General features: G+C 59.6%; 17 protein-coding genes. 12 read left to right on the top strand and 5 right to left on the bottom strand.

The window, feature by feature from the left end; all coding sequences use genetic code 11:
* The first annotated feature begins 49 nt into the window (after window positions 1-49).
* Window positions 50-892 (top strand): taurine dioxygenase, encoded by an 843-nt coding sequence (tauD, locus tag L8H52_RS28415; protein ID WP_242209842.1) that lies wholly within the window; start codon window positions 50-52, stop codon window positions 890-892.
* Between the two features lie 200 nt (window positions 893-1,092).
* On the opposite strand, the gene mgrA is transcribed toward tauD, so the two are convergent.
* From mgrA to L8H52_RS28400, 3 genes are all read right to left on the bottom strand, one after another.
* Window positions 1,093-2,130 carry an L-glyceraldehyde 3-phosphate reductase gene (mgrA, locus tag L8H52_RS28410; RefSeq protein WP_242209841.1) on the bottom strand — a complete coding sequence of 346 codons (1,038 nt, stop codon included), beginning with the start codon at window positions 2,128-2,130 and terminating at the stop codon, window positions 1,093-1,095.
* Window positions 2,131-2,239: 109 nt separating this feature from the next.
* The gene (locus L8H52_RS28405; protein WP_242209840.1) at window positions 2,240-3,559 is read right to left on the bottom strand and encodes an LLM class flavin-dependent oxidoreductase; all 1,320 of its coding nucleotides are present in this window, start codon (window positions 3,557-3,559) and stop codon (window positions 2,240-2,242) included.
* 1 nt (window position 3,560) lies between these two features.
* A complete protein-coding gene (locus L8H52_RS28400; protein WP_242209839.1) occupies window positions 3,561-5,786 on the bottom strand; it encodes a TonB-dependent receptor in 2,226 nt (741 codons plus the stop codon).
* Window positions 5,787-5,992: 206 nt separating this feature from the next.
* Between L8H52_RS28400 and L8H52_RS28395 the strand changes: the two genes are divergently transcribed.
* The gene (locus L8H52_RS28395) at window positions 5,993-7,030 is read left to right on the top strand and encodes a LacI family DNA-binding transcriptional regulator (protein ID WP_242209838.1); all 1,038 of its coding nucleotides are present in this window, start codon (window positions 5,993-5,995) and stop codon (window positions 7,028-7,030) included.
* 188 nt (window positions 7,031-7,218) lie between these two features.
* On the top strand, window positions 7,219-7,479 hold the full coding sequence (locus L8H52_RS28390) for a hypothetical protein (RefSeq protein ID WP_242209837.1): 261 nt from the start codon (window positions 7,219-7,221) through the stop codon (window positions 7,477-7,479).
* 24 nt (window positions 7,480-7,503) lie between these two features.
* On the opposite strand, the gene betT is transcribed toward L8H52_RS28390, so the two are convergent.
* Window positions 7,504-9,465, bottom strand: a complete 1,962-nt coding sequence (gene betT / locus L8H52_RS28385; protein ID WP_191626939.1) for a choline transporter BetT — start codon at window positions 9,463-9,465, stop codon at window positions 7,504-7,506.
* A gap of 400 nt (window positions 9,466-9,865) precedes the next feature.
* Complete coding sequence (epsC, locus tag L8H52_RS28380; RefSeq protein WP_016983653.1) at window positions 9,866-10,792, bottom strand: serine O-acetyltransferase EpsC; 927 nt, start codon at window positions 10,790-10,792, stop codon at window positions 9,866-9,868.
* Window positions 10,793-10,982: 190 nt separating this feature from the next.
* Between epsC and L8H52_RS28375 the strand changes: the two genes are divergently transcribed.
* The 9 genes from L8H52_RS28375 to L8H52_RS28335 all read left to right on the top strand — a co-directional run bounded on the left by L8H52_RS28375 (window position 10,983) and on the right by L8H52_RS28335 (window position 20,731).
* The gene (locus tag L8H52_RS28375; RefSeq protein WP_242209836.1) at window positions 10,983-11,975 is read left to right on the top strand and encodes a D-cysteine desulfhydrase; all 993 of its coding nucleotides are present in this window, start codon (window positions 10,983-10,985) and stop codon (window positions 11,973-11,975) included.
* A gap of 307 nt (window positions 11,976-12,282) precedes the next feature.
* Window positions 12,283-13,083 carry a cystine ABC transporter substrate-binding protein gene (gene tcyJ, locus L8H52_RS28370; protein WP_095047088.1) on the top strand — a complete coding sequence of 267 codons (801 nt, stop codon included), beginning with the start codon at window positions 12,283-12,285 and terminating at the stop codon, window positions 13,081-13,083.
* Window positions 13,083-13,748, top strand: a complete 666-nt coding sequence (tcyL, locus tag L8H52_RS28365) for a cystine ABC transporter permease (RefSeq protein ID WP_242209835.1) — start codon at window positions 13,083-13,085, stop codon at window positions 13,746-13,748. The genes tcyJ and tcyL overlap by 1 nt, the downstream gene beginning before the upstream one ends.
* A 4-nt stretch (window positions 13,749-13,752) precedes the next feature.
* Window positions 13,753-14,502 carry an L-cystine ABC transporter ATP-binding protein TcyN gene (tcyN, locus tag L8H52_RS28360; RefSeq protein ID WP_242209834.1) on the top strand — a complete coding sequence of 250 codons (750 nt, stop codon included), beginning with the start codon at window positions 13,753-13,755 and terminating at the stop codon, window positions 14,500-14,502.
* Window positions 14,503-14,955: 453 nt separating this feature from the next.
* Window positions 14,956-15,720 (top strand): hypothetical protein, encoded by a 765-nt coding sequence (locus tag L8H52_RS28355; protein ID WP_242209833.1) that lies wholly within the window; start codon window positions 14,956-14,958, stop codon window positions 15,718-15,720.
* Window positions 15,721-15,986: 266 nt separating this feature from the next.
* Complete coding sequence (locus tag L8H52_RS28350; protein WP_242209832.1) at window positions 15,987-17,228, top strand: SfnB family sulfur acquisition oxidoreductase; 1,242 nt, start codon at window positions 15,987-15,989, stop codon at window positions 17,226-17,228.
* Window positions 17,229-17,251: 23 nt separating this feature from the next.
* On the top strand, window positions 17,252-18,445 hold the full coding sequence (locus tag L8H52_RS28345; protein ID WP_242209831.1) for an SfnB family sulfur acquisition oxidoreductase: 1,194 nt from the start codon (window positions 17,252-17,254) through the stop codon (window positions 18,443-18,445).
* The gene (locus L8H52_RS28340) at window positions 18,445-19,803 is read left to right on the top strand and encodes an LLM class flavin-dependent oxidoreductase (RefSeq protein WP_242209830.1); all 1,359 of its coding nucleotides are present in this window, start codon (window positions 18,445-18,447) and stop codon (window positions 19,801-19,803) included. Before L8H52_RS28345 ends, L8H52_RS28340 begins: the two co-directional genes overlap by 1 nt.
* 118 nt (window positions 19,804-19,921) lie before the next feature.
* Window positions 19,922-20,731: a MetQ/NlpA family ABC transporter substrate-binding protein gene (locus tag L8H52_RS28335; protein ID WP_242209829.1), complete on the top strand. Its 810-nt coding sequence runs from the start codon at window positions 19,922-19,924 to the stop codon at window positions 20,729-20,731.

Here is a 20,731-nt window from a genome sequence, read left to right as displayed (position 1 = left end):
CAGGCTCACTCCTAAAAAAGCTTGAATCCCGAATTCGAAGAGAAAGACCATGAGCAGCCTGCACATCACCCCATTAAGCTCAGCCCTCGGCGCGCAGATCAGCGGCGTCGACATCAGCCAGCCATTGAGCCTGGAACACCGCGACGCGATCGAGCAAGCGTTGCTCAAATATCAGGTTTTATTCTTCCGCAATCAGCCAATCGAGCCGCCGCAACAGGCACGTTTCGCTGCGTACTTTGGTGACCTGCACATTCATCCGATCTACCCGAACGTGCCGGAACAACCGGAAGTGCTGATTCTCGACACCGCCGTCACCGACGTGCGTGACAACGCGATCTGGCACACCGACGTGACCTTCCTGCCGACCCCGGCGATGGGCGCAGTGCTCAGCGCCAAGTTGCTGCCGGAGTTCGGTGGCGACACGTTGTGGGCCAGCGGGATTGCTGCGTATGAAGCGCTGTCGGCGCCGATGAAAGGCTTGCTTGAGGGGCTGACCGCGACCCATGATTTCACTCGCTCGTTTCCGCTGGAACGCTACGGCAATACGCCGGAAGCGTTGGCGCAGTGGGAAGAGGCGCGACGCAAGAATCCACCGCTGTCACACCCGGTGATTCGTACGCATCCGGTCAGCGGGCGGCGGTCGTTGTTCGTCAATGAAGGGTTTACGTCGAAGATCAATGAGCTGTCGGAAACCGAGAGCGAGGCGATTCTGAAGTTTCTGTTCGCCCATGCGACGCGGCCGGAATTCACCATTCGCTGGCGTTGGCAGCAGGACGATATTGCGTTCTGGGACAACCGCGTGACGCAGCATTACGCGGTGGATGATTATCGGCCGGCGCGGCGGGTGATGCAGCGGGCGACGGTGTTGGGGGATGTGCCGTTTTTTCGTTGAGCCCTTTTAAAGCCAAAAGCCCCTCACCCTAACCCTCTCCCGGAGGGAGAGGGGACTGATTGGGGGATGCTTTGGAGGTACGCCGACTTGATATTGCTTTGCTGAACCCATAATCGACTCGGTATTTCAGGTCGATGTATGGCGCAAGACACCTCGGTCGGCTCCCTCTCCCTCAGGGAGAGGGCTGGGGTGAGGGTGACTTACTCCGCCGTCGAAGGCTTCTCCCAAAGATTGATCCCGCCCTCCTGGGCAAACCGGTCAATCTCCGCCAACTCTTCAGCACTGAAGCTCAAATTCTTCAACGCCCCGACGTTCTCGATAATCTGCTCCGGCCGGCTCGCACCAATCAGCGCAGAAGTCACTCTCGGATCACGCAGCGTCCACGCCAGCGCCAGTTGCGCCAGGCTCTGACCACGGCGCTTGGCGATCTCGTTCAACGCGCGCACGTGAGCAATGTTGGCGTCTGACAGGTGCGAAGCCTGCAACGAACCACCGCCCGGACGATTGACCCGCGCATCTGCCGGTACGCCGTTGAGGTACTTGTCGGTGAGCAGACCTTGCGCCAGCGGAGTGAAAGCGATCACGCCCGTACCGAGTTCATCGGTAGTATCGAGCAGGTCTTTTTCCACCCAACGATTGAGCAAGTTATACGCCGGCTGATGAATCAGCAGCGGTACTTTCCACTCTTTCAGCAATGCAGCGATCTCACGGGTTTTCACCCCGGAATACGACGAGATGCCGATGTACAACGCCTTGCCCTGCTGCACGGCGGTGGCGAGGGCACTGGCGGTTTCTTCCAGCGGGGTGTCCGGGTCGAAGCGGTGCGAATAGAAGATATCCACATAGTCGAGACCCAGGCGTTGCAGGCTCTGGTCGAGGCTGGCCAGCACGTATTTGCGCGAACCGCCGCCCTGACCGTAAGGGCCAGGCCACATGTCCCAACCGGCCTTGCTGGAGATGATCAGCTCGTCGCGATACTGCTTGAAGTCTTCGCGCAGCAAGCGGCCGAAATTAGTCTCGGCGCTGCCGTAGGGCGGGCCGTAGTTGTTGGCCAGGTCGAAGTGGTTGATGCCCAGGTCGAACGCGGTGCGCAACAAGGCGCGCTGAGTGTCGATCGGCGTGCTGTCACCGAAGTTATGCCACAGGCCCAGCGACAACGCCGGCAGCACCAGACCGCTGCGCCCGACGCGGCGGTAAGGGATGGAGTCATAGCGGTTTTCGGCAGCGGTGTAAGTCATCGAATCCTCTCTTGTCTGTCTTGAAATGGGTGTCGACTGCTTCGCGAGCAAGCTCGCTCCCATATTGGAATGCAGTCTCCTGTGGGAGCGAGCTTGCTCGCGAAGGGTGTTACACAAATCGATTGCCGGGTCGGGCCAGGCCAAGGTTCTCGCGCAACGTCCGGCCCTCATACTCCGTTCTGAACAGCCCACGCCGTTGCAGTTCCGGGACCACGCCATTGGCAAAGTCTTCAAGTCCGCCCGGCAGGTGCGGCACCAGCACGTTGAAGCCGTCCGCAGCGCCCTGTTCGAACCATTCCTGCAAGCGATCAGCGATCTGCTGCGGCGTACCGACCAGGCTGTAATGCCCGCGTCCGCCAGCAATCTTGCGCCCCAGTTCGACAAGGCTCAGGTTCTCCCGCCCCGCCAGCTCAGTGAGCAGTTTCTGACGGCTCTGCTGACCGCTTTCCGTCAGCGGCAAGTCCGGCAACGGCCCGTCCAGCGGGTACTTCGACAAATCGAAGTTGCCCAGCATACGCCCAAGCAAGGCGACGCCAACCTCGGGTTCGACTAATTGCTGAAACGTTTCACATTTTTCCCGCGCTTCGGCTTCGGTGCCGCCGACCACGACGAAAACCCCGGGCATGATTTTCAGTGCATCGGCGCTGCGACCGTACTTGGGCAAACGTGCTTTGAGGTCGGCGTAGAACGCCTGAGCGTTGGCCAGAGAGGTCTGCGCGGTGAACACCACCTCAGCGGTCTGCGCTGCCAATTCGCGCCCGGTTTCGGAAGAACCGGCCTGCACGATCACCGGTTGCCCCTGCGGTGAACGCGCGACGTTCAGCGGGCCTTTGACCCGGAAGTGGTCGCCGACGTGATCCAGCACGTGCAATTTCGCAGGGTCGTAATACGCCCCGCTGGCCTTGTCGCGAATGAAGGCATCATCCTCCCAGCTGTCCCAAAGCCCGGTCACCACCTGATGAAACTCGCGGGCTCGGCTGTAGCGTTCGGCGTGGCCGATGTGTTCGTCACGCCCGAAATTCAGCGCTTCGGCAGCATTGTCCGACGTCACCAGATTCCACCCCGCGCGCCCACCCGACAGGTGATCGAGCGAAGCGAATTTGCGCGCCACGTGATACGGCTCGTTGTAGCTGGTGGTGGCCGTGGCGATCAGGCCTATGTGTTCGGTCACTGCACTCAGTGCAGAGAGCAACGTCAACGGTTCAAAGTGATCGGAGCGCGCCATGCGACTGGCGATGTCCTGGGTCGGCGCGGCAACACTGTCAGCAACAAACAACGCATCGAACTTCGCCGCCTCGGCAATCTGCGCCAGCCGCTTGTAATGGGCGAAATCCAGTCCCGCATTGGCCGGCACCTCAGGATGACGCCACGCCGCCACGTGGTGCCCGGTGGCCATGAGGAATGCGCCGAGTTTCAACTGTCTGCTCATCTCAGAAATCCTTGCGCAGTTGCACGCCAAAATAGCGCTCGTCATCCCGGGGCACGGCGCGATAAATGTAGTTACCGCCGCTGGCAAGCAATGGCGAATAAGATTTGTCGGTGAGGTTTTTGCCCAGCAGTGCCACGCGCCAGCCATTGCTGTAATCGGCCAGCGCAACACTGGCGTTCCACAGACCGTAGGCGCCCTGCTTGGTGTCGACGTTCTGGCTGATGTCGTACTGCACTTCGCTCTGCCAGCTGTAATCGGTGCCGAGTTCGATATCAAGGCCGTTATCCAGCGGGATGCTGTAGTCGGCGCGTACGTAGCTTTTCCAGTCCGGACTGAACGGCAGCGGTTTGCCGTTGACGTTGCACGACGCCGCCGCGCCCGCCGGGCAGGCGAACTCGTCGATGCGCGCGCGGGTGTACGCCAGTGCGCCGGACAGCTTCAATTGCTGGGTCGCCTGCAAGGCGTAGTCGAGTTCGACGCCTTCGGTGCTGACGCTGCCGGCGTTGATCAGACGCGTTACGACCTGGCCGGCGACGGTGTCGAAGAAGTTCGCCTGATAGTTGTCGTACTCGCTGTGGAATACCGCGAGGTTGGTGGTCAGGCGATTGTTCCAGGACGTGGCTTTGATGCCCGCCTCCCAGGTGTTCGAGGTCTCCGGTTTCAGCGCTTCAGTATCGCGCGGCTGCATGTTGAAGAACACGTTGTAGGCCGGGCCTTTGTAGCCGCGCGAGTAGGTCAAGTAAGTGGTGACCGCATCGCTCAAGTCGTATTGCACACCGAGGCGGCCGGACCAACCGTCTTCGTCCACTGAACCGGAACTGCTGGTGGCCGGTTGAATGCCGCTGACCGTGGTCGCCGAAGTCGAGACGCGGCGGTGATCGTATTCGAGATCATCGTGGGTGTAGCGCAGGCCGGCGATGCCGCGAAAGTCGGAGGTGAAGTTCAGTGTGCTCTCGCCGAACACGGCATAACTGTCGCTGGTGGTGCTGTAATTGGCGACGCCACGGTCGCTGCGCGTGGTCGTTGTCAGCGTGCGCTGATACGTCTCGTCGTCCTTGCCGTGCATGTAGAACAGGCCACCGACGTATTCGAGGAACTCACCCTTCGGTGAAGCCAGACGCAGCTCTTGCGAGTATTGATCGAAGGCCAGATCGCCCTTGTCCGCGGTGCCCGGAAACGCTGCGGTTACCGTGCCGAGACGGTCGCCATCCTGATACTGCGTATTGTCCCAGCCACGCCATGCGGTGATCGATGTCAGCGTGTAATCGCCCAGTTGCCAGTCGAGCTGGCCGGACAAACCTTTGTTGATGTCCTCGACGTGTGAACGGGTGTCGGTGTTGATGTCACGGTTGTGGCTGCTCGCATTGACCGGGCTTAGCGCATTGGCGAAGGCCGGGGTCAGCGACTTGCTGACCACGCCGTTGGGGCCGTCGTCGTGGGACTGCATGTAGTCGGCGATCAGCGTGAAAGTGACGTCGTCATTCGGAGTGAATTCGAGTTTGCCGCGTACGCCGCGATGGTTGTAGCCGTTGACCTCCTGACCGTTGTGTTGGTTGTCGACGTTACCGTCGTAGCTGCCGAACAGGGTGCTGATCGAGCCTTTCAACGTCTCCGGAATCAGGCTGCCGCCAATGCCGAATCGGGTGCGACTTTCGTTGCCGCTGTAGTACGACTGGTCGATGTAACCGTGGGTTTCGGCGGTCGGTGCTTTGCTGGTGATGTTGAGTACACCGGCCGAGGCGTTTTTGCCGAACAGTGTGCCCTGTGGGCCGCGCAATACTTCGACGCGCTCCAGATCCAGCAAGTCGAGAGTGGATTGGCCGGGACGCGCGTAGACCACGCCGTCGATCACCGTGGCCACAGTCGGCTCGACGCCCGGCGAGGTGGAAATCGTGCCGACGCCGCGCACGAACAGCGAGGTGTCTTTGTTCGACGCGCCGGTGCGGAAGTTCAGCGACGGCACTTGCTGGACGATGCTCGCTACGCCGTTGCGGTTGTCGCGCTCCAGTTGTTCGCCATCGATGACCGAAACCGCGACCGGTACTTTTTGCAACGACTCTTCGCGGCGAGTAGCGGTGACGGTCACCGACTTCAGTGTCAGCTCTTGCTCGCTGCTATCAGCGGCGAAGGCATTGGGCAGCGGCAGCGCCGCCAATCCCGTGAATAACCAGCCTGCGGCGCGAATCGACTGCGCCAGTGTGTGTGTCGCCCCAGGAATATTGTGCATGCTCTGCCCGCTCGAAATTGGCCCTTAACCGCTGCCGTTCTGCGACGACAGCGCCTGAATCGGTGTCTTGGGCATTCGCTCGAGCGAGTAGCAGACAGCGCGCTTTGTTAGCGCTACCATCGACAGTATTGGCAAGCCGTACATAGAGCGTCCAATACTGAAAAATTACTTTTATATGCGATTTGGTTTTTAAGAAGGATCGAGCCTTGAGCGAAGAGAAACAGCGCAAACGCCGTGGCGCCGGACGTGTGACCCTGAATGCGGTGGCACGTGAGGCTGGGGTTTCGGCGATTACCGTGTCGCGCTATTTCAATCAGCCCGAGCAGGTTTCGCCCGAACGTCGCGAACGGATTGCGGCGGTGGTGGCACAGTTGGGTTACGTGCCGAATCTGGTGGCCGGTGGGCTGGCCTCGGCGCGGGGGAAAATCGTCGGCATGGTGATCCCGAACATCTCCGGGCCGATCTTCGCCAATACCATTCAAGGCTTCAGCGATACGCTTAGCCGCCATGGCTATCAGCTGTTGCTGGCGTCGAGTTACTTCAGCACTGAACAAGAAGAAAACGCCGTACGTGCGTTTCTCGGCTGGTCGCCAGCAGCGCTGGTGCTGACCAGTCACTTTCACAGTGCGGGTACGGAAAAGATGATCGCCGAGGCGGATATTCCGGTGATTGAAACCTGGGATTACCAGCCGGATCGCGAACCGATGCAGATCGGCTTTTCGCATTTTGAAGTAGGCGTGACGGCCGCCCGATATCTACTCGGAAAAGGCTACCAACGTATCGCCTTCGTGCAGAACAGTGCGCCGGGAGACCTCAGCGCACTGGAGCGCCGTGACGGCTATGCCGCGACCCTGCGCGAATCCGGTCTGAAGCCGTGGGTGTTTGCACCCGATGCCGATCGCGCACCGTTCGAAGCCGGCAAACAGGCGATGGACGCCCTGATGAACGCCTCACCGCGCCCCGATGCAATCATCTTCGCCAACGACAATCTCGCCGCCGGCGGCTTGCTCGCCGGGCAACGCGCAGGCCTGAAAATCCCCGAAGACTGCGCCGTCCTCGGCTTCGGCGATTACCCCTTCGCCGAGATGCTGCTGCCGAGCCTGAGCACGATCAAACCACCGGCACTGGAGATCGGCGTACTGGCTGCAACCCGCGTACTGGAAAGCCTTGGGGTATTGCCGAGCGACGAATTGCAGCGGCTGAATCTGCTGCAGTGCCAAGTCATCGAACGCGAAAGTACCTGATGAATATGGCAGGGGCCGGATTGTCTATGCTCTAAAGGACACAGAGGTGGCCCTTTCGCGAGCAGGCTCGCTCCCACAGGGATTTCCTGTGTACATAAATTTATGTCCAGCCGAGATCCATTGTGGGAGCGAGCCTGCTCGCGAAGGGGCTCTTCCCGACACTGCACCTCCATCAGGCAGAACGCCCCATGCACACCGCCATCATCATTTTCTTCGGCCTGGTCCTGCTCGCGCTGATGCTGTACATCGGCGAGCGTATCGGCTTCAGCCGCCAGACCATGGCCTACGGCTTCGCCGCGCTGTGGCTGGCGTTGACGGTGATTAACGGCGCGGTGGGTGTGGTGCACGCCGGTGAGCCGCTGGGGTCGGAAATAGCCATTGGCAGTGCGGTGTTCGGCGTGCCGATGGCGGCGATGGTGTTGTTCATGGTGCTGAGCGCCGAGTCGTAAAACGTCCCGGCGCCCAGCCGCCGATCAACGTACCAGATGCAGGAACTGCATATGGCGTTCGTACTGATCGAGGATGTCGTTGATGATCTGCTCTTTGGTGTAGCCGACCAGATCGTAGTCCTGACTGCCCTCGCTCAAATGCACTTCGGCGCGGTAGTAGCGACGATTGTTGAGCTGCTTCGAACCCATGCCACCCCGCGCGAACGACGGCGTGAAGTAGCCGCGCATTTGCACCTGATAGATAAACGGATGCGCATCGCCATGGCCGATTTCGAGGCTGACGCTGTCATTCGCCGGATCCGGTTGGGTGACCACGTTGAGGCCTTTCTCGACGAACACCGCCGTCACTTCTTCAATCGCCGGGCGCACCGTGGTGTCCATGAAGCGGTACACCTCGTCCCGCGACGGGAAATGCACAGCCTGACTCAAGCGCTGTCGCCAGCCGCCCGTGCCGCGCCGCGAACCGGAGACCGGGGCCAGCGAATGCAATTGCGCGATCTGTTTCTGCGACTCCAGATAGAACGCCTTGTGCAGGCCCCACATCATCAGCAGCAGAATCAGCGAGAACGGCAACGAGGTCAGCACCACCGCTGACTTCAGCGCATCGATACTGCCGGAGAACAGCAGTGCGCTGGTGATCAGCGCGGTCATCGCGCCCCAGAACACCCGCAGCCATTTCGGCCCGTCTTCGTCCGGGCTACCGCCCTTGGCCGACAGGGTCGAGAGCACCACAGTGCCGGAGTCGGCAGAGGTGACGAAGAATACGAAGCTGATAAACACCGTCACGGCGATGACGGTTTTGCTCCATGGATAGGTTTCCAGCAGCAGGTAAATGCTCATCGACGGGTTGTCGAGGGCCGACATGCCCAGCGCGCTCATGCCGTGGTTAAGTACCTGATCGATGGCGCTGTTGCCGAAGATCGACATCCACGCGAGGGTGAAACCGAGCGGAATCAACAGCACGCCGAAAACGAATTCGCGGATGGTGCGGCCACGGGAAATCCGTGCGATGAACAGGCCCACGAACGGCGACCATGCAATCCACCAGGCCCAGTAGAACACGGTCCAGCCGCCGAGCCAGTCGCTCGGTTTGTCGTAGGCGTAGAGGTCGAAACTCTTCATCGGCAAGGCGCCGAGGTAGTCGCCAAGGTTCTGGATCAAGGTATTGAGCAGATGCTGGGTTGGCCCGGCGAACAACACGAACAGCAGCAGCGCACAAGCCAGCAGCATGTTGATGTCGGACATCACCCGCACGCCTTTATCGACGCCGGAAACCGCAACGATGATCGCCGCGCCCATCATCAGCGTAATCAGGCCGACCTGAATCCACTGGGTGTGAGCGATGCCGAACAGGTAGTCGAGACCGGAGTTGAGGTGCAGCACGCCAAAGCCCATGTCGGCACCCAGACCGAACACCGTGGCGATGATGCCGAAGCCGTCCACCGCGTAACCGATCGGGCCGTTGATGCGCTTGCCGATCAGCGGATACAGCGCCGAACGCAAGGCCAGCGGCAGGTTGTGACGGTAAGCGAAATAGGCCAACGCCATGCCGACGAAGGCGAACACGCCCCAGCCATGCAGGCCCCAGTGCAAGAACAGAATCTGCATCGCCTGACGCGCCGCATCCGCCGTGCCGGCCTCGCCTTGCGGCGGCTGCAGCATGTGGGTCAGCGGTTCAGAGACGCAGAAGAAGAACAGCGTGATGCTGATCCCGGCGGCGAACAGCATGCCGGCCCAGGACAGGTAACTGAATTCGGGTTCGTCGTGGTCGGCACCGAGTTTTATCTTGCCGTAGCCAGATAAGGCGGTGACCACCACGAAGACCAGATACAGGGTCATCGCGAGCATGTAGTACCAGCCGACCGTGTTGGCCGCCCAGTTTTGCGCTTCCAGTAACCAGGCGCCGGCCTGTTCAGGCATGGCGATGACAACGAGACCAAACAGCAGAATGACCGTCGCGGCGAAGTAGAACACCGGCGGATTCATGCGCACCAGACCGCTGGCGGGGGTGGACGATGCACTCATGAAACGTGCACCTCAAGGGGTTGAAACGTGGCTGAAATGATCGGACTCAGCAAAGGCAAGCCTCCTGTTGTGAGCGGGCAGCGAACCACCGGTTTAACTTGAATGAACGTTCAAGTTAAACATGGATGGGGGGGTAAGGACTAATCGTACGGCTAGGCGGTAGTTTTCCTACGCTAGCTCAAGGAGGGGTATGACGTGGGTTTGAGGGTATTCGTTCACTGGAGAATTGGCTGAAGGCCATTATCTCGATTTGCCTGAAAACCATTCGCGAGCAAGCTCGCTCCCACATTTGAAATGCATTCCATTGTGGGAGCGAGCTTGCTCGCGAAGAGGTCAGCAGCCGCGAAGCAAATTTAGAGGCCTACTTCTGCGTCCCGTCATCATGCTGCAAATTGGCCTGAGTCAAATTGCACCCCGCCGGCACACTCCTCGTCAGCCACACATTGCCGCCAATGGTCGAGCCCTTGCCAATGGTGATCCGCCCGAGAATCGTCGCCCCGGCATAAATCACCACATCATCCTCAACAATCGGATGACGCGGATGGCCCTTCTGCAACTGCCCATCCTCATCCGCCGGGAAGCGCTTCGCCCCTAACGTTACCGCCTGATAAATCCGCACACGCTCACCAATGATCGCGGTCTCGCCGATCACCACGCCCGTGCCGTGGTCGATAAAGAAACTACGGCCGATCTGCGCACCCGGATGGATATCGATACCGGTCGCCGAATGAGCGATTTCCGCGCTGATTCGCGCCAGCAACGGCAACCCGGCGCGATACAAATGATGCGCCAGACGATGGTGAATCACCGCCAGAATCCCCGGATAGCACAGCAGCACTTCATCGACACTGCGCGCCGCCGGGTCACCGTGATAGGCCGCCAGCACATCGGTGTCGAGCAGCGTGCGAAGGCCCGGCAATGCGAGGGCGAAATCCTGCACGATCTGGATCGCGCGGGCCTCGACTTCAGTGTCGGCCTGGGCGCTGTGCCGGGCAACGTAACGCAGCTCGAGGCGGGTCTGCGCCAGCAACGCATTCAGTGCGACATCGAGGGTATGGCCGACGTAAAAGTCCTCACTCTCTTCACGCAGATCCACCGGCCCCAGACGCATCGGGAACAACGCACCACACAGCGCTTCAAGAATCTCCGCCATCGCCGCCCGCGACGGCAACTCGCGACCACCCTGCTCGCCGGATGCCCGGCCGTTCTGTGCCCGCCACTGATCCCGCGCGCTGCGCAGTTGACTGACGATGGTCTGCAATTGCCAATGGCTGGAACGCTCGCTCACGGTAAAGACTCCTCACGGGCGGCCGGACTATCTGGCCGCGTCAACGGCGCCTACTTTACGGCATGCTCACGAAGGCGAATTAAGAACCGATAGTGCTGGGCTCAGTCGATTTGGCTATAAGCGATTGGCGGTTGCCCCTGCAAAATCGCGTGCCTATAGTCCTTTCATCTTTCTCCGCCAGTACGGAATCATGATTAAACAACAGCTGGATCGCTTTAACCGTCTCGACCTGCTCGGCCATCCGACGCCGCTGGAAAAACTCGAACGCCTGTCGTCCTGGCTCGGCCGCGAGGTGTACATCAAGCGCGATGACCTGACGCCGCTGGCCATGGGCGGCAACAAGCTGCGCAAACTCGAATACCTCGCCGCCGACGCCCTCGCGCAAGGCGCCGACACACTGATCACCGCCGGTGCGCTGCAATCGAACCACGTTCGGCAAACGGCTGCGCTGGCCGCCAAACTCGGTCTCGGCTGCGTGGCGTTGCTGGAAAATCCACTCGGCACCGATGACAGCAACTACACCGGCAACGGCAATCGCCTGCTGCTGGATCTGTTCGACACCAAGGTCGAGCTGGTCGACAACCTCGACAACGCCGACGAACAACTCGCCGCCCTCGCCGTGCGTTTGCGCAGCAACGGCAAGAAGCCGTATCTGGTGCCGATCGGAGGCTCGAATGCGCTCGGTGCGCTGGGCTACGTGCGCGCCGGACTGGAACTGGCGGAGCAGATCAAGGACACCGGTCTGGATTTCGCCGCTGTGGTTTTGGCCTCTGGCAGCGCCGGCACTCACAGTGGTCTAGCTTTGGCCTTGGCTGAAGTGCTGCCGCAATTGCCGGTGATTGGCGTGACCGTCTCGCGCAGCGAAGAAGACCAGCGACCGAAGGTTCAGGGACTGGCCGAACGCACGGCGGATCTGCTCGGCGTCGAACTGCCGGCCAGTTTCAAGGTGGAGTTGTGGGATGAATATTTCGGCCCGCGTTATGGCGAACCGAATGCCGGGACATTGGCGGCGGTGAAGTTGTTGGCGAGTCAGGAAGCGGTGTTGCTCGATCCGGTTTATACCGGCAAGGCGATGGCGGGGTTGCTGGACGGGATCGGGCGTCAGCGCTTTGATGAGGGGCCGATCATTTTCTTGCACACCGGCGGCGCGCCGGCGTTGTTTGCCTATAAGGACTTTCTCTGACTGATCGTTCCCACGCTCTGCGTGGGAATGCAGCCCGGGACGCTCTGCGTCCTTTCGACGCTGGAACGCGGAGCGTCCCTTGAGGCGTTCCCACGCATAGCGTGGGAACGATCATATATACATATTAGATCTAACAAATTAGATATTAAGTATTTTCAAGTCTAACGAAGACATCCTATAGTCTCGCCGCAGGCGAATTTCGCGCAAGACGCATAAGCTGCTTTAAGGCAGGATAGCGCTGTCGTCGAAATCATAAATTCGCCAACTTTCCTTAAGCGTCTTCCATAAGAAAACACAGGGGCTCGTCATGAATTTTTCCGCACTACGTCGCAATCTGCTGGTGGGTTCGCTGGGCCTGGCGCTGAGCGCCGGTCTGATCGGCCAGGCAGTGGCCGGTGAGCAGCTGCAACAGATCAAGGACAAAGGCGTTATCAACGTCGGCCTGGAAGGCACTTACCCACCGTTCAGCTTCGTTGATGCCGACGGCAAGCTGTCCGGCTTCGAAGTTGAATTCTCTGAGGCGCTGGCCAAAGAGCTGGGTGTGAAGGTCAAGCTGCAGACGACCAAGTGGGATGGCATCCTCGCGGCGCTTGAGTCCAAGCGTCTGGATGCAGTGATCAACCAGGTGACCATTTCCGAAGAGCGCAAGAAGAAGTATGACTTCTCCGAGCCGTACACCGTTTCCGGGATTCAGGCGCTGGTGCTGACCAAGAAAGCCGCCGATCTGAACATCAAATCCGCTGCCGATCTGGGTGGCAAGAAAGTCGGCGTGGGCCTGGGCACCAACTACGAGCAGTGGGTCAAAGCCAACGTGCCGACCGCTGACGTGCGCACCTATGAAGATGATCCGACCAAATTCCAGGACCTGCGTGTCGGCCGTATCGACGCCATCCTGATCGACCGTCTGGCCGCACTGGAATACGCGCGCAAAGCCAAGGACACCACTGCCGCAGGCGAACCGTTCTCTCGTCAGGAAGCTGGCGTTACCTTGCGCAAAGGCGAGCCTGAACTGCTGGCTGCAGTGAACAAGGCTATCGAAAAGCTACGCGCCGATGGCACGCTGGCCAAGCTTTCGGAAAAATACTTCAGCGCTGACGTCACTAAATAATGGAAGCAACTTTCCAAATCGTACGGGAGGCCTTGCCCTTTTTGCTCAAGGGCATGTACTTCACTGTCATCCTCAGCCTGGGTGGCATGTTCTTCGGCTTCCTGCTCGGTTTCAGCCTGGCGTTGATGCGTCTGTCGCGCTTCAAGGTGGCGAACTGGATTGCCCGCATCTACGTGTCGTTTTTTCGCGGCACGCCGCTGCTGGTGCAACTGTTCGTGATCTATTTCGGCTTGCCACAGGTGGGGATCGAACTCGATCCGATCCCGGCCGCCATGATCGGCCTTTCGCTGAACATGGCGGCCTACATTTGTGAAATCCTGCGATCTTCGATCAGCTCGATCGAACGCGGTCAGTGGGAAGCCGCTGCGAGCATTGGCATGACCCGCGCGCAAACCCTGCGGCGGGCCATCCTGCCGCAAGCGATGCGTACGGCATTACCGGCGCTCGGCAACAGCTTCATTTCACTGGTCAAGGACACTGCACAGGCCGCCACGATCCAGGTGCCGGAGTTGTTACGTCAGGCGCAGTTGATCAGCGCACGTAACTTCGAAATTTTCACCATGTACCTTAGTGCCGCACTGCTCTACTGGATTCTGGCCTCGGTGCTCGCGCACTTCCAGAACAAGTTGGAAGAGCGGGTCAATCGGCACGACCAGGAGTCCTGACCCCATGATTGTCGTGGAAAAACTGACAAAGCAGTTCAAGGGTCAAGAGGTGCTCAAGGGCATCGATCTTGAGGTGAAAGAAGGCGAGGTTGTGGCAATCATCGGCCCTAGCGGTTCGGGGAAAACGACGTTCCTGCGCTGCCTGAATTTCCTTGAACAACCCACCAGTGGCCGGATCAAGGTCGGCGATATCGAGATCGATACCAGTCGCCCGTTGAACCAGCAGCAAGCGCTGGTGCGCAACCTGCGCCAGCACGTCGGCTTCGTGTTCCAGAACTTCAACCTGTTCCCCCATCGCACCGCGCTGGAGAACGTCATCGAAGGCCCGATCGTGGTCAAGAAGATGCCGCGCGAAGAGGCCGTTGCTCTAGGCAAAAAGCTGATGGCAAAGGTCGGGCTCGCTGGCAAGGAAGACGCTTATCCGCGTCGTCTCTCGGGTGGTCAGCAACAGCGCGTGGCGATTGCCCGGGCGCTGGCGATGGAGCCGGAAGTGATCCTGTTCGACGAGCCGACTTCGGCTCTCGACCCGGAACTGGTCGGTGAAGTGCTGGCGACCATTCGCGGCCTGGCCGAAGAGAAACGCACCATGGTGATCGTCACCCACGAAATGGGCTTTGCTCGCGATGTGGCCAACCGTGTGGTGTTTTTCGACAAAGGCATAATCGTCGAACAAGGCGAAGCCAAGGCCTTGTTTGCCAACCCGAAAGAAGAACGCACTCGACAGTTTCTCAGCAAGTTTCTGAATCACGCCTGAGCACTTCAATGCGTTATTGGTAACTTCCAAGGATGGAAGTCATCAGTTATCAAAACCCCATCCTGAAAACCTTGTTTGACGCATTACATATATATGTTCTGCAACAGATGATGCCTGCCTGAAACTCTTATCACCCGTCATGACAGCATTCGAATAAATCAGCGCAAAACCCCCATAAAAAACCCAGGTTCCGTGGTCTGTTTCGCTTTGGCGCCTAGGCATACCGCCACAACAGCGTAGGAAACTTCTGATTAATTCGTAATTCCACGATTAACTAACATCGTCTATTGACACCCCCTCCAACACACTCTTATCTAGTCGACGACCGGCACCACTTAGTTTAACAACCCCGTATTCAACTTGAATAAAAGTTAAAGTTTTATTGCCAGTTTATTCACGCCTTTTGTTCTTTCAGAAACGGACTTCGCTGCAAGGCTTCAAGGAGAGAAATCGATGACCCGTACTTCGCACACCCCCGAGCTGGCAGCGCCGATTCTCGCGCCAGCACAAAAAACCGGCATCAATCTGGCCGCCGCCGCCTATCTGCAGATCGAGGTGGCGCCCTATCCCGAAATGGATAGCGGAGACCTCATCGAGCTGTTCTGGAACAAATGCTATGTCGCCTCCAGAGTGCTGACGACCGGTGACGTCGGCACGGCAGTCAGCCTGCGGGTGCCGGAGAGTTTCATCGCCAACGGCACTGCGCGCATTCACTACCGGGTGATGCAGGTCGGTCAGGGGCCGGCGTTTTCGGCGGCGACGCGAGTGCAAGTCAAACTGGACTGCCCCGGTGGGCAACCTTCAGCGCTGAGCGCGGATGAAAACCAGCAATTGGCACCCGTGACCATCCCCGACGCAATTCGCCGCCAAGGCGTGAATCCGAACCAGATCAAACGCGGTGTGCCACTGACCATCGAGCCTTACCTGAACATGGCCGAGGACGACGCCATTACCTTGCGTTGGGGCGATGTACGCATGGATCTGGCACCGATCACCGCCGCAGATGTCGGCTTGCCGATTCAGGTCTGGGTCCCACCGTCGGTGATTGTCGAAGCGGGCGAGGATCTGCGGCTGGACGTGACGTATTGCATTCTCGATCGGGTCGGCAACAACTCACGCTGGGCGCCGCCACGCACCTTGAAGATCGGCTGCGTAAATCCGTATCTGAAAGTCCCTCTGAGGCAGGAACTCAAGGCGGCCGAATCGCGCCAGGCCTGATGCGCCTTACTGGTGACGGGGGGCGAGCCCCCTCACTTGAAACTCTTAACCAACCCGACCATCACCCCTTCTATGCATATTCCTAAAAGTTAGTTTATTTAATTTTTATACACGCTTAGGGTATATGAACCGGACCACCGGACATTCTTTCATTCGCCGCACTTTGCGGCGTTTTTCATGAGATGTGAGGTAGGTCGTATGGTCCGGAACACAATCACCCCAGTGCAGATCGCCAGGGCATTGCGTGCAGCCAAGGAGCGGCACTGATGTCCAGTCTGGCAGACGCAAACGTCCAGTCGGATCTGGACATCGCCCCGTTGTTGTTGCCCGCGCAGGTGTTGCGCAACGACGCCCAAGCCATCAAGGCCGCCCATGAGCTGGCGCAAGTCGCCCGCGTGCAGGCCGCCAAGCGCGACCGCCAGCGCAAGCTGCCGTGGTCGGAAATCGAACAGTTCACCCGCAGCGGTCTGGGCAGCATTGCCATCCCGCGCGAATACGGCGGCCCGCAGGTTTCGTTCGTCACATTGGCCGAAGTTTTCGCGATCATTTCCGCCGCCGACCCGGCGCTGGGGCAAATTCCGCAGAACCAGTTCGGCATCATCAATCTGGTGCTCGGCAGCGCCACCGAAGCGCAGAAACAACAGCTGTTCCAGAGCGTTCTGGAAGGCTGGCGCATCGGCAATGCCGGCCCGGAACGCGGCACCAAAAACACCCTGGAGTTGAAGGCGCGGATCACCGCCGATGGCGATGATTACGTGATCAACGGCCAGAAGTTCTATTCCACCGGCGCACTGTTTGCGCATTGGGTGGCAGTGAAAGCGCTGAACGATGACGGTAAGCAAGTATTGGCCTTCGTCCGTCGCGGCACGCCGGGGCTGCGCATCGTTGATGACTGGTCGGGCTTCGGTCAGCGCACCACCGCCAGCGGTACGATTTTGCTGAACAACGTGCGTGTCGAATCCAGCCTGGTTGTCGACAACTGGAAGATCAACGAGATCCCGAATACCCAAGGCGCGGTGTCGCAGCTGATTCAAGCCGCAATTGACGCCGGCATCGCCCGTGGCGCCATTGATGACGCCATCGAGTTCGTCAAAACCCGCGCACGGCCGTGGATCGACGCCAAGGTCGAGCGCGCCAGCGATGACCTCTATGTGATCGCCGACATCGGCAAACTGAAAATCGAACTGCACGCCGCCGAAGCGCTGCTGCGCAAGGCCGGGCAAGTGCTCGATCAAGTGCACGCCGCGCCGCTCACTGCCGAATCCGCTGCGCGTGCGTCGATCGCCGTCGCCGAAGCGAAAGTGTTGACCACTGAAATCTCACTGCTCGCCAGCGAAAAGCTTTTCGAACTGGCCGGCAGCCGCGCGACCCTCGCCGAATTCAATCTCGACCGCCATTGGCGCAACGCCCGCGTGCACACCCTGCACGACCCGGTGCGCTGGAAATATCACGCGGTCGGCGCCTATCGCCTGAACGGCACTTTACCGGCTCGCCATTCCTGGATCTGACGACCAGACATCTGGAGAAACCTATGACTTTTTCCCATCACGTCGCGGTCATCACCAGCGATGAGCAAGCCCTGATCGTCGCCAGCGACCTGGCCGAAGACTTCAAACGCGACAGCGCCCTGCGCGACCGTGAACGTCGCTTGCCACTGCCGGAACTCGAGGTATTTTCCCGCTCCGGTCTATGGGGCATAAGCGTGCCCAAGGAATACGGCGGCGCTGGCGTGTCCAACGTAACTTTGGCCAAAATCATTGCCCTGATCGCTCAGGCTGACGGCTCGCTCGGGCAGATTCCGCAGAACCATTTCTACGCACTGGAAGTGCTGCGGGTGAACGGCAGCCACGCGCAGAAACAACGGCTGTACGCCGAGGTTCTCGCCGGCCAGCGCTTCGGTAATGCCCTGGCGGAACTGGGCACAAAAACCGCTCACGACCGCGTCACCAGTCTCAAACGCGACGGCGAGGGCTATCGCATCAACGGCCGCAAGTTCTATGCGACCGGCGCGATTTACGCCCAGCGCATTCCAACTTCGGTGGTGGATGAAAACGGCGTGCAGCAACTGGCCTTCGTCCCGCGCGACAGCCAAGGCCTGACCGTGATCGACGACTGGAGCGGTTTCGGCCAACGCACCACCGGTAGCGGTTCAGTAGTATTCGAAGACGTCTACGTCGCCGCTGCAGACGTGCTGCCCTTCCAAAGCGCCTTCGAACGGCCAACCACTGTCGGCCCTCTGGCGCAGATCCTTCACGCCGCCATCGACACCGGTATCGCCCGCGCCGCTTACGAAGACGCGCTGCACTTCGTACGCAGCAAGACACGCCCATGGATCGATTCCGGCAACGACAAAGCCACCGAAGATCCGTTGACGCTGAAAAGCTTCGGCCACTTGAGCATTCGCCTGCACGCCACGGAGGCGTTGCTTGAACGTGCTGGCGAATTCCTCGACGCGGCGCAAGCCGAGACCAACGTCGAGACTGTCGCCGCCGCATCCATTGCCGTTGCCGAAGCACGGGCCATCAGCACCGAAATTTCCCTGGCCGCCGGCAGCACGCTGTTCGAACTGGCCGGCAGTCAAGCGACTCTGATCGAACACGGCCTCGACCGCCACTGGCGCAATGCCCGCGTACACACGCTGCATGACCCGGTGCGCTGGAAATATCACGCGGTGGGCAACTACTACCTCAACGATGAAAACCCTCCGTTGCGAGGGACGATCTGATGAGCGCCGCGAAAAAGAAGATCCTGCTCAACGCGTTCAACATGAACTGCATTGGCCACATCAACCATGGTCTGTGGACGCATCCGCGTGACACCTCGACGCGCTACAACACCATCGAATACTGGACTGAACTGGCGCAGTTGCTGGAACGCGGACTCTTCGACGGGCTGTTCATCGCCGACATCGTCGGCGTGTATGACGTCTATCAGAACTCGGTCGACGTACCGCTGAAAGAGTCGATCCAGTTGCCGGTCAACGATCCGCTGCTGCTGGTTTCAGCCATGGCTGCCGTGACCAAAAATCTCGGTTTCGGTCTGACCGCAAATCTCACTTATGAACCGCCGTATCTATTCGCCCGACGCATGTCGACGCTGGATCATTTGAGCCGTGGTCGTGTTGGCTGGAACATCGTCACCGGTTATCTCGACAGCGCCGCCAAAGCCATGGGCCTCAGTGAACAGGTGGAACATGACCGTCGCTACGACCAGGCCGACGAGTACCTGGAAGTGCTCTACAAACTCTGGGAAGGCAGTTGGGAAAACGGCGCGGTGCTCAATGACCGCCAGCAACGTATCTACGCCGACCCGGAAAAAGTGCACAAGGTCGAGCACAAGGGCGAGTTCTATCAGGTCGAGGGTTATCACCTCTGCGAGCCGTCGCCGCAGCGCACGCCAGTGCTGTTTCAGGCCGGCAGTTCCGATCGCGGCTTGCTCTTCGCCGGGCGTCACGCCGAGTGTGTGTTCATCAGCGGCCAGAACAAACCGTCGACCAAAGTTCAGGTCGACAAAGTGCGTGCCAGCGCTGTTGAAGCGGGGCGTAATCCTGAGGACATCAAGGTGTTCATGGGCCTCAACGTGATCGTCGGTGCGACCGAAGAGGCCGCATGGGCCAAGCACGCCGAGTACCTGAGCTACGCCAGCGCCGAGGCCGGCGTGGCGCATTTTTCCGCGTCGACCGGCATCGACTTTTCCCAGTACGAAATCGACGAACCGATCCAGTACGTGAAGAGCAACGCCATTCAGTCGGCCACCAAGAACCTGCAAAACAACGACTGGACCAGGCGCAAGTTGCTTGAACAGCACGCCCTTGGTGGTCGCTACATCACCGTGGTCGGTTCGGCTGAGCAAGTGGCGGATGAGCTGGAGTCGTGGATCGCCGAGTCCGGCCTGGATGGCTTCAACCTGACCCGCATTGTTACGCCGGAGAGCTATGTCGATTTCATTGACCTGGTAATTCCGGAGCTGCAGCGGCGCGGGTCGTACAAGACCGGGTACGACACCGGCAGCTTGCGCGAAAAGCTGTTTCATGGAGCGGCGCAGCTACCGGAGCAACACACCGGCTCTTCGTACCAGCATTAAAAGCTTCGCGAGCAAGCTCGCTCCCACATTTGGAATGCATTTCCCTGTGGGAGCGAGCTTGCTCGCGAAGAGGCCCGACCAGACACCACAAATTTATGCACTGACTGGAAAACTCATCATGACCAAAAAACGCCTGTCCCACCCAGTCAAAGCACTGGCCCTGGCCCTCGGCCTGTTCAGCTCGGCCATCTTCGCCGCCGACGCGCCCCTGAAAATCGGCACCACCGCCGCCTTCGCCATCCCGCTGGAAGCTGCCGTTGAAGAGGCCTCCAAACAAGGCCTGAAAGTCGAGTTGGTGGAGTTCACCGACTGGATCGCGCCAAACGTCAGCCTCGCCGCCGGCGACATCGACGTGAACTACTTCCAGCACATCCCGTTCCTCGAAAACGCCAAAGCCGCCTCGGGTTTTGATCTGGTGCCATTCGCGCCGGGGATCATCAACAACGTCGGCCTCTATTCGAAAAAATACAAAAGCTTCGACGAGCTGCCCGAAGGCGCCAGCGTCGCCATCGCCAACGACCCAATCAACAGCGGGCGCGGTCTGCAACTGCTGGCCAAGGCCGGTTTGATCACGCTGAAACCGGGCGTCGGCTACAAGGCTACCGAAGACGATATCGTCGCCAACCCGAAGAAAATCAAAATACTCCAGGTCGAAGCCGTGCAACTGGTGCGTGCTTACGACGATGCCGATCTGGTCCAGGGCTACCCGGCCTACATTCGTCTGGCGAAGACCTTCGATGCCGGTTCGGCGCTGCTGTTCGACGGCCTCGACCACAAGGAATACGTGATCCAGTTTGTTATCCAGCCGAAGAGCAAAACCGATCCGCGCCTGATCAAATTCGTCGACATCTACCAGCACTCGCCCGCCGTTCGCGCGGCACTGGATAAGGCCCACGGCAAGCTGTATCAAGCCGGTTGGGAAAGCTGA

The organism is Pseudomonas sp. CROZ-RG-20F-R04-15 (genome assembly GCF_022662375.1).
Lineage (GTDB): Bacteria > Pseudomonadota > Gammaproteobacteria > Pseudomonadales > Pseudomonadaceae > Aquipseudomonas.
This window is presented reverse-complemented; position numbering and strand designations above follow the sequence as displayed.

Bases quoted from the DNA above. Each gene is read 5' to 3' on its own strand.
- tauD (WP_242209842.1), top strand. From the start codon at position 50: ATGAGCAGCCTGCACATCACCCCATTAAGCTCAGCCCTCGGCGCGCAG.
- mgrA (WP_242209841.1), bottom strand. From the start codon at position 2,130: ATGACTTACACCGCTGCCGAAAACCGCTATGACTCCATCCCTTACCGC.
- L8H52_RS28405 (WP_242209840.1), bottom strand. From the start codon at position 3,559: ATGAGCAGACAGTTGAAACTCGGCGCATTCCTCATGGCCACCGGGCAC.
- L8H52_RS28400 (WP_242209839.1), bottom strand. From the start codon at position 5,786: ATGCACAATATTCCTGGGGCGACACACACACTGGCGCAGTCGATTCGC.
- L8H52_RS28390 (WP_242209837.1), top strand. From the start codon at position 7,219: ATGCACACCGCCATCATCATTTTCTTCGGCCTGGTCCTGCTCGCGCTG.
- betT (WP_191626939.1), bottom strand. From the start codon at position 9,465: ATGAATCCGCCGGTGTTCTACTTCGCCGCGACGGTCATTCTGCTGTTT.
- L8H52_RS28375 (WP_242209836.1), top strand. From the start codon at position 10,983: ATGATTAAACAACAGCTGGATCGCTTTAACCGTCTCGACCTGCTCGGC.
- tcyJ (WP_095047088.1), top strand. From the start codon at position 12,283: ATGAATTTTTCCGCACTACGTCGCAATCTGCTGGTGGGTTCGCTGGGC.
- tcyL (WP_242209835.1), top strand. From the start codon at position 13,083: ATGGAAGCAACTTTCCAAATCGTACGGGAGGCCTTGCCCTTTTTGCTC.
- tcyN (WP_242209834.1), top strand. From the start codon at position 13,753: ATGATTGTCGTGGAAAAACTGACAAAGCAGTTCAAGGGTCAAGAGGTG.
- L8H52_RS28355 (WP_242209833.1), top strand. From the start codon at position 14,956: ATGACCCGTACTTCGCACACCCCCGAGCTGGCAGCGCCGATTCTCGCG.
- L8H52_RS28350 (WP_242209832.1), top strand. From the start codon at position 15,987: ATGTCCAGTCTGGCAGACGCAAACGTCCAGTCGGATCTGGACATCGCC.
- L8H52_RS28345 (WP_242209831.1), top strand. From the start codon at position 17,252: ATGACTTTTTCCCATCACGTCGCGGTCATCACCAGCGATGAGCAAGCC.
- L8H52_RS28340 (WP_242209830.1), top strand. From the start codon at position 18,445: ATGAGCGCCGCGAAAAAGAAGATCCTGCTCAACGCGTTCAACATGAAC.
- L8H52_RS28335 (WP_242209829.1), top strand. From the start codon at position 19,922: ATGACCAAAAAACGCCTGTCCCACCCAGTCAAAGCACTGGCCCTGGCC.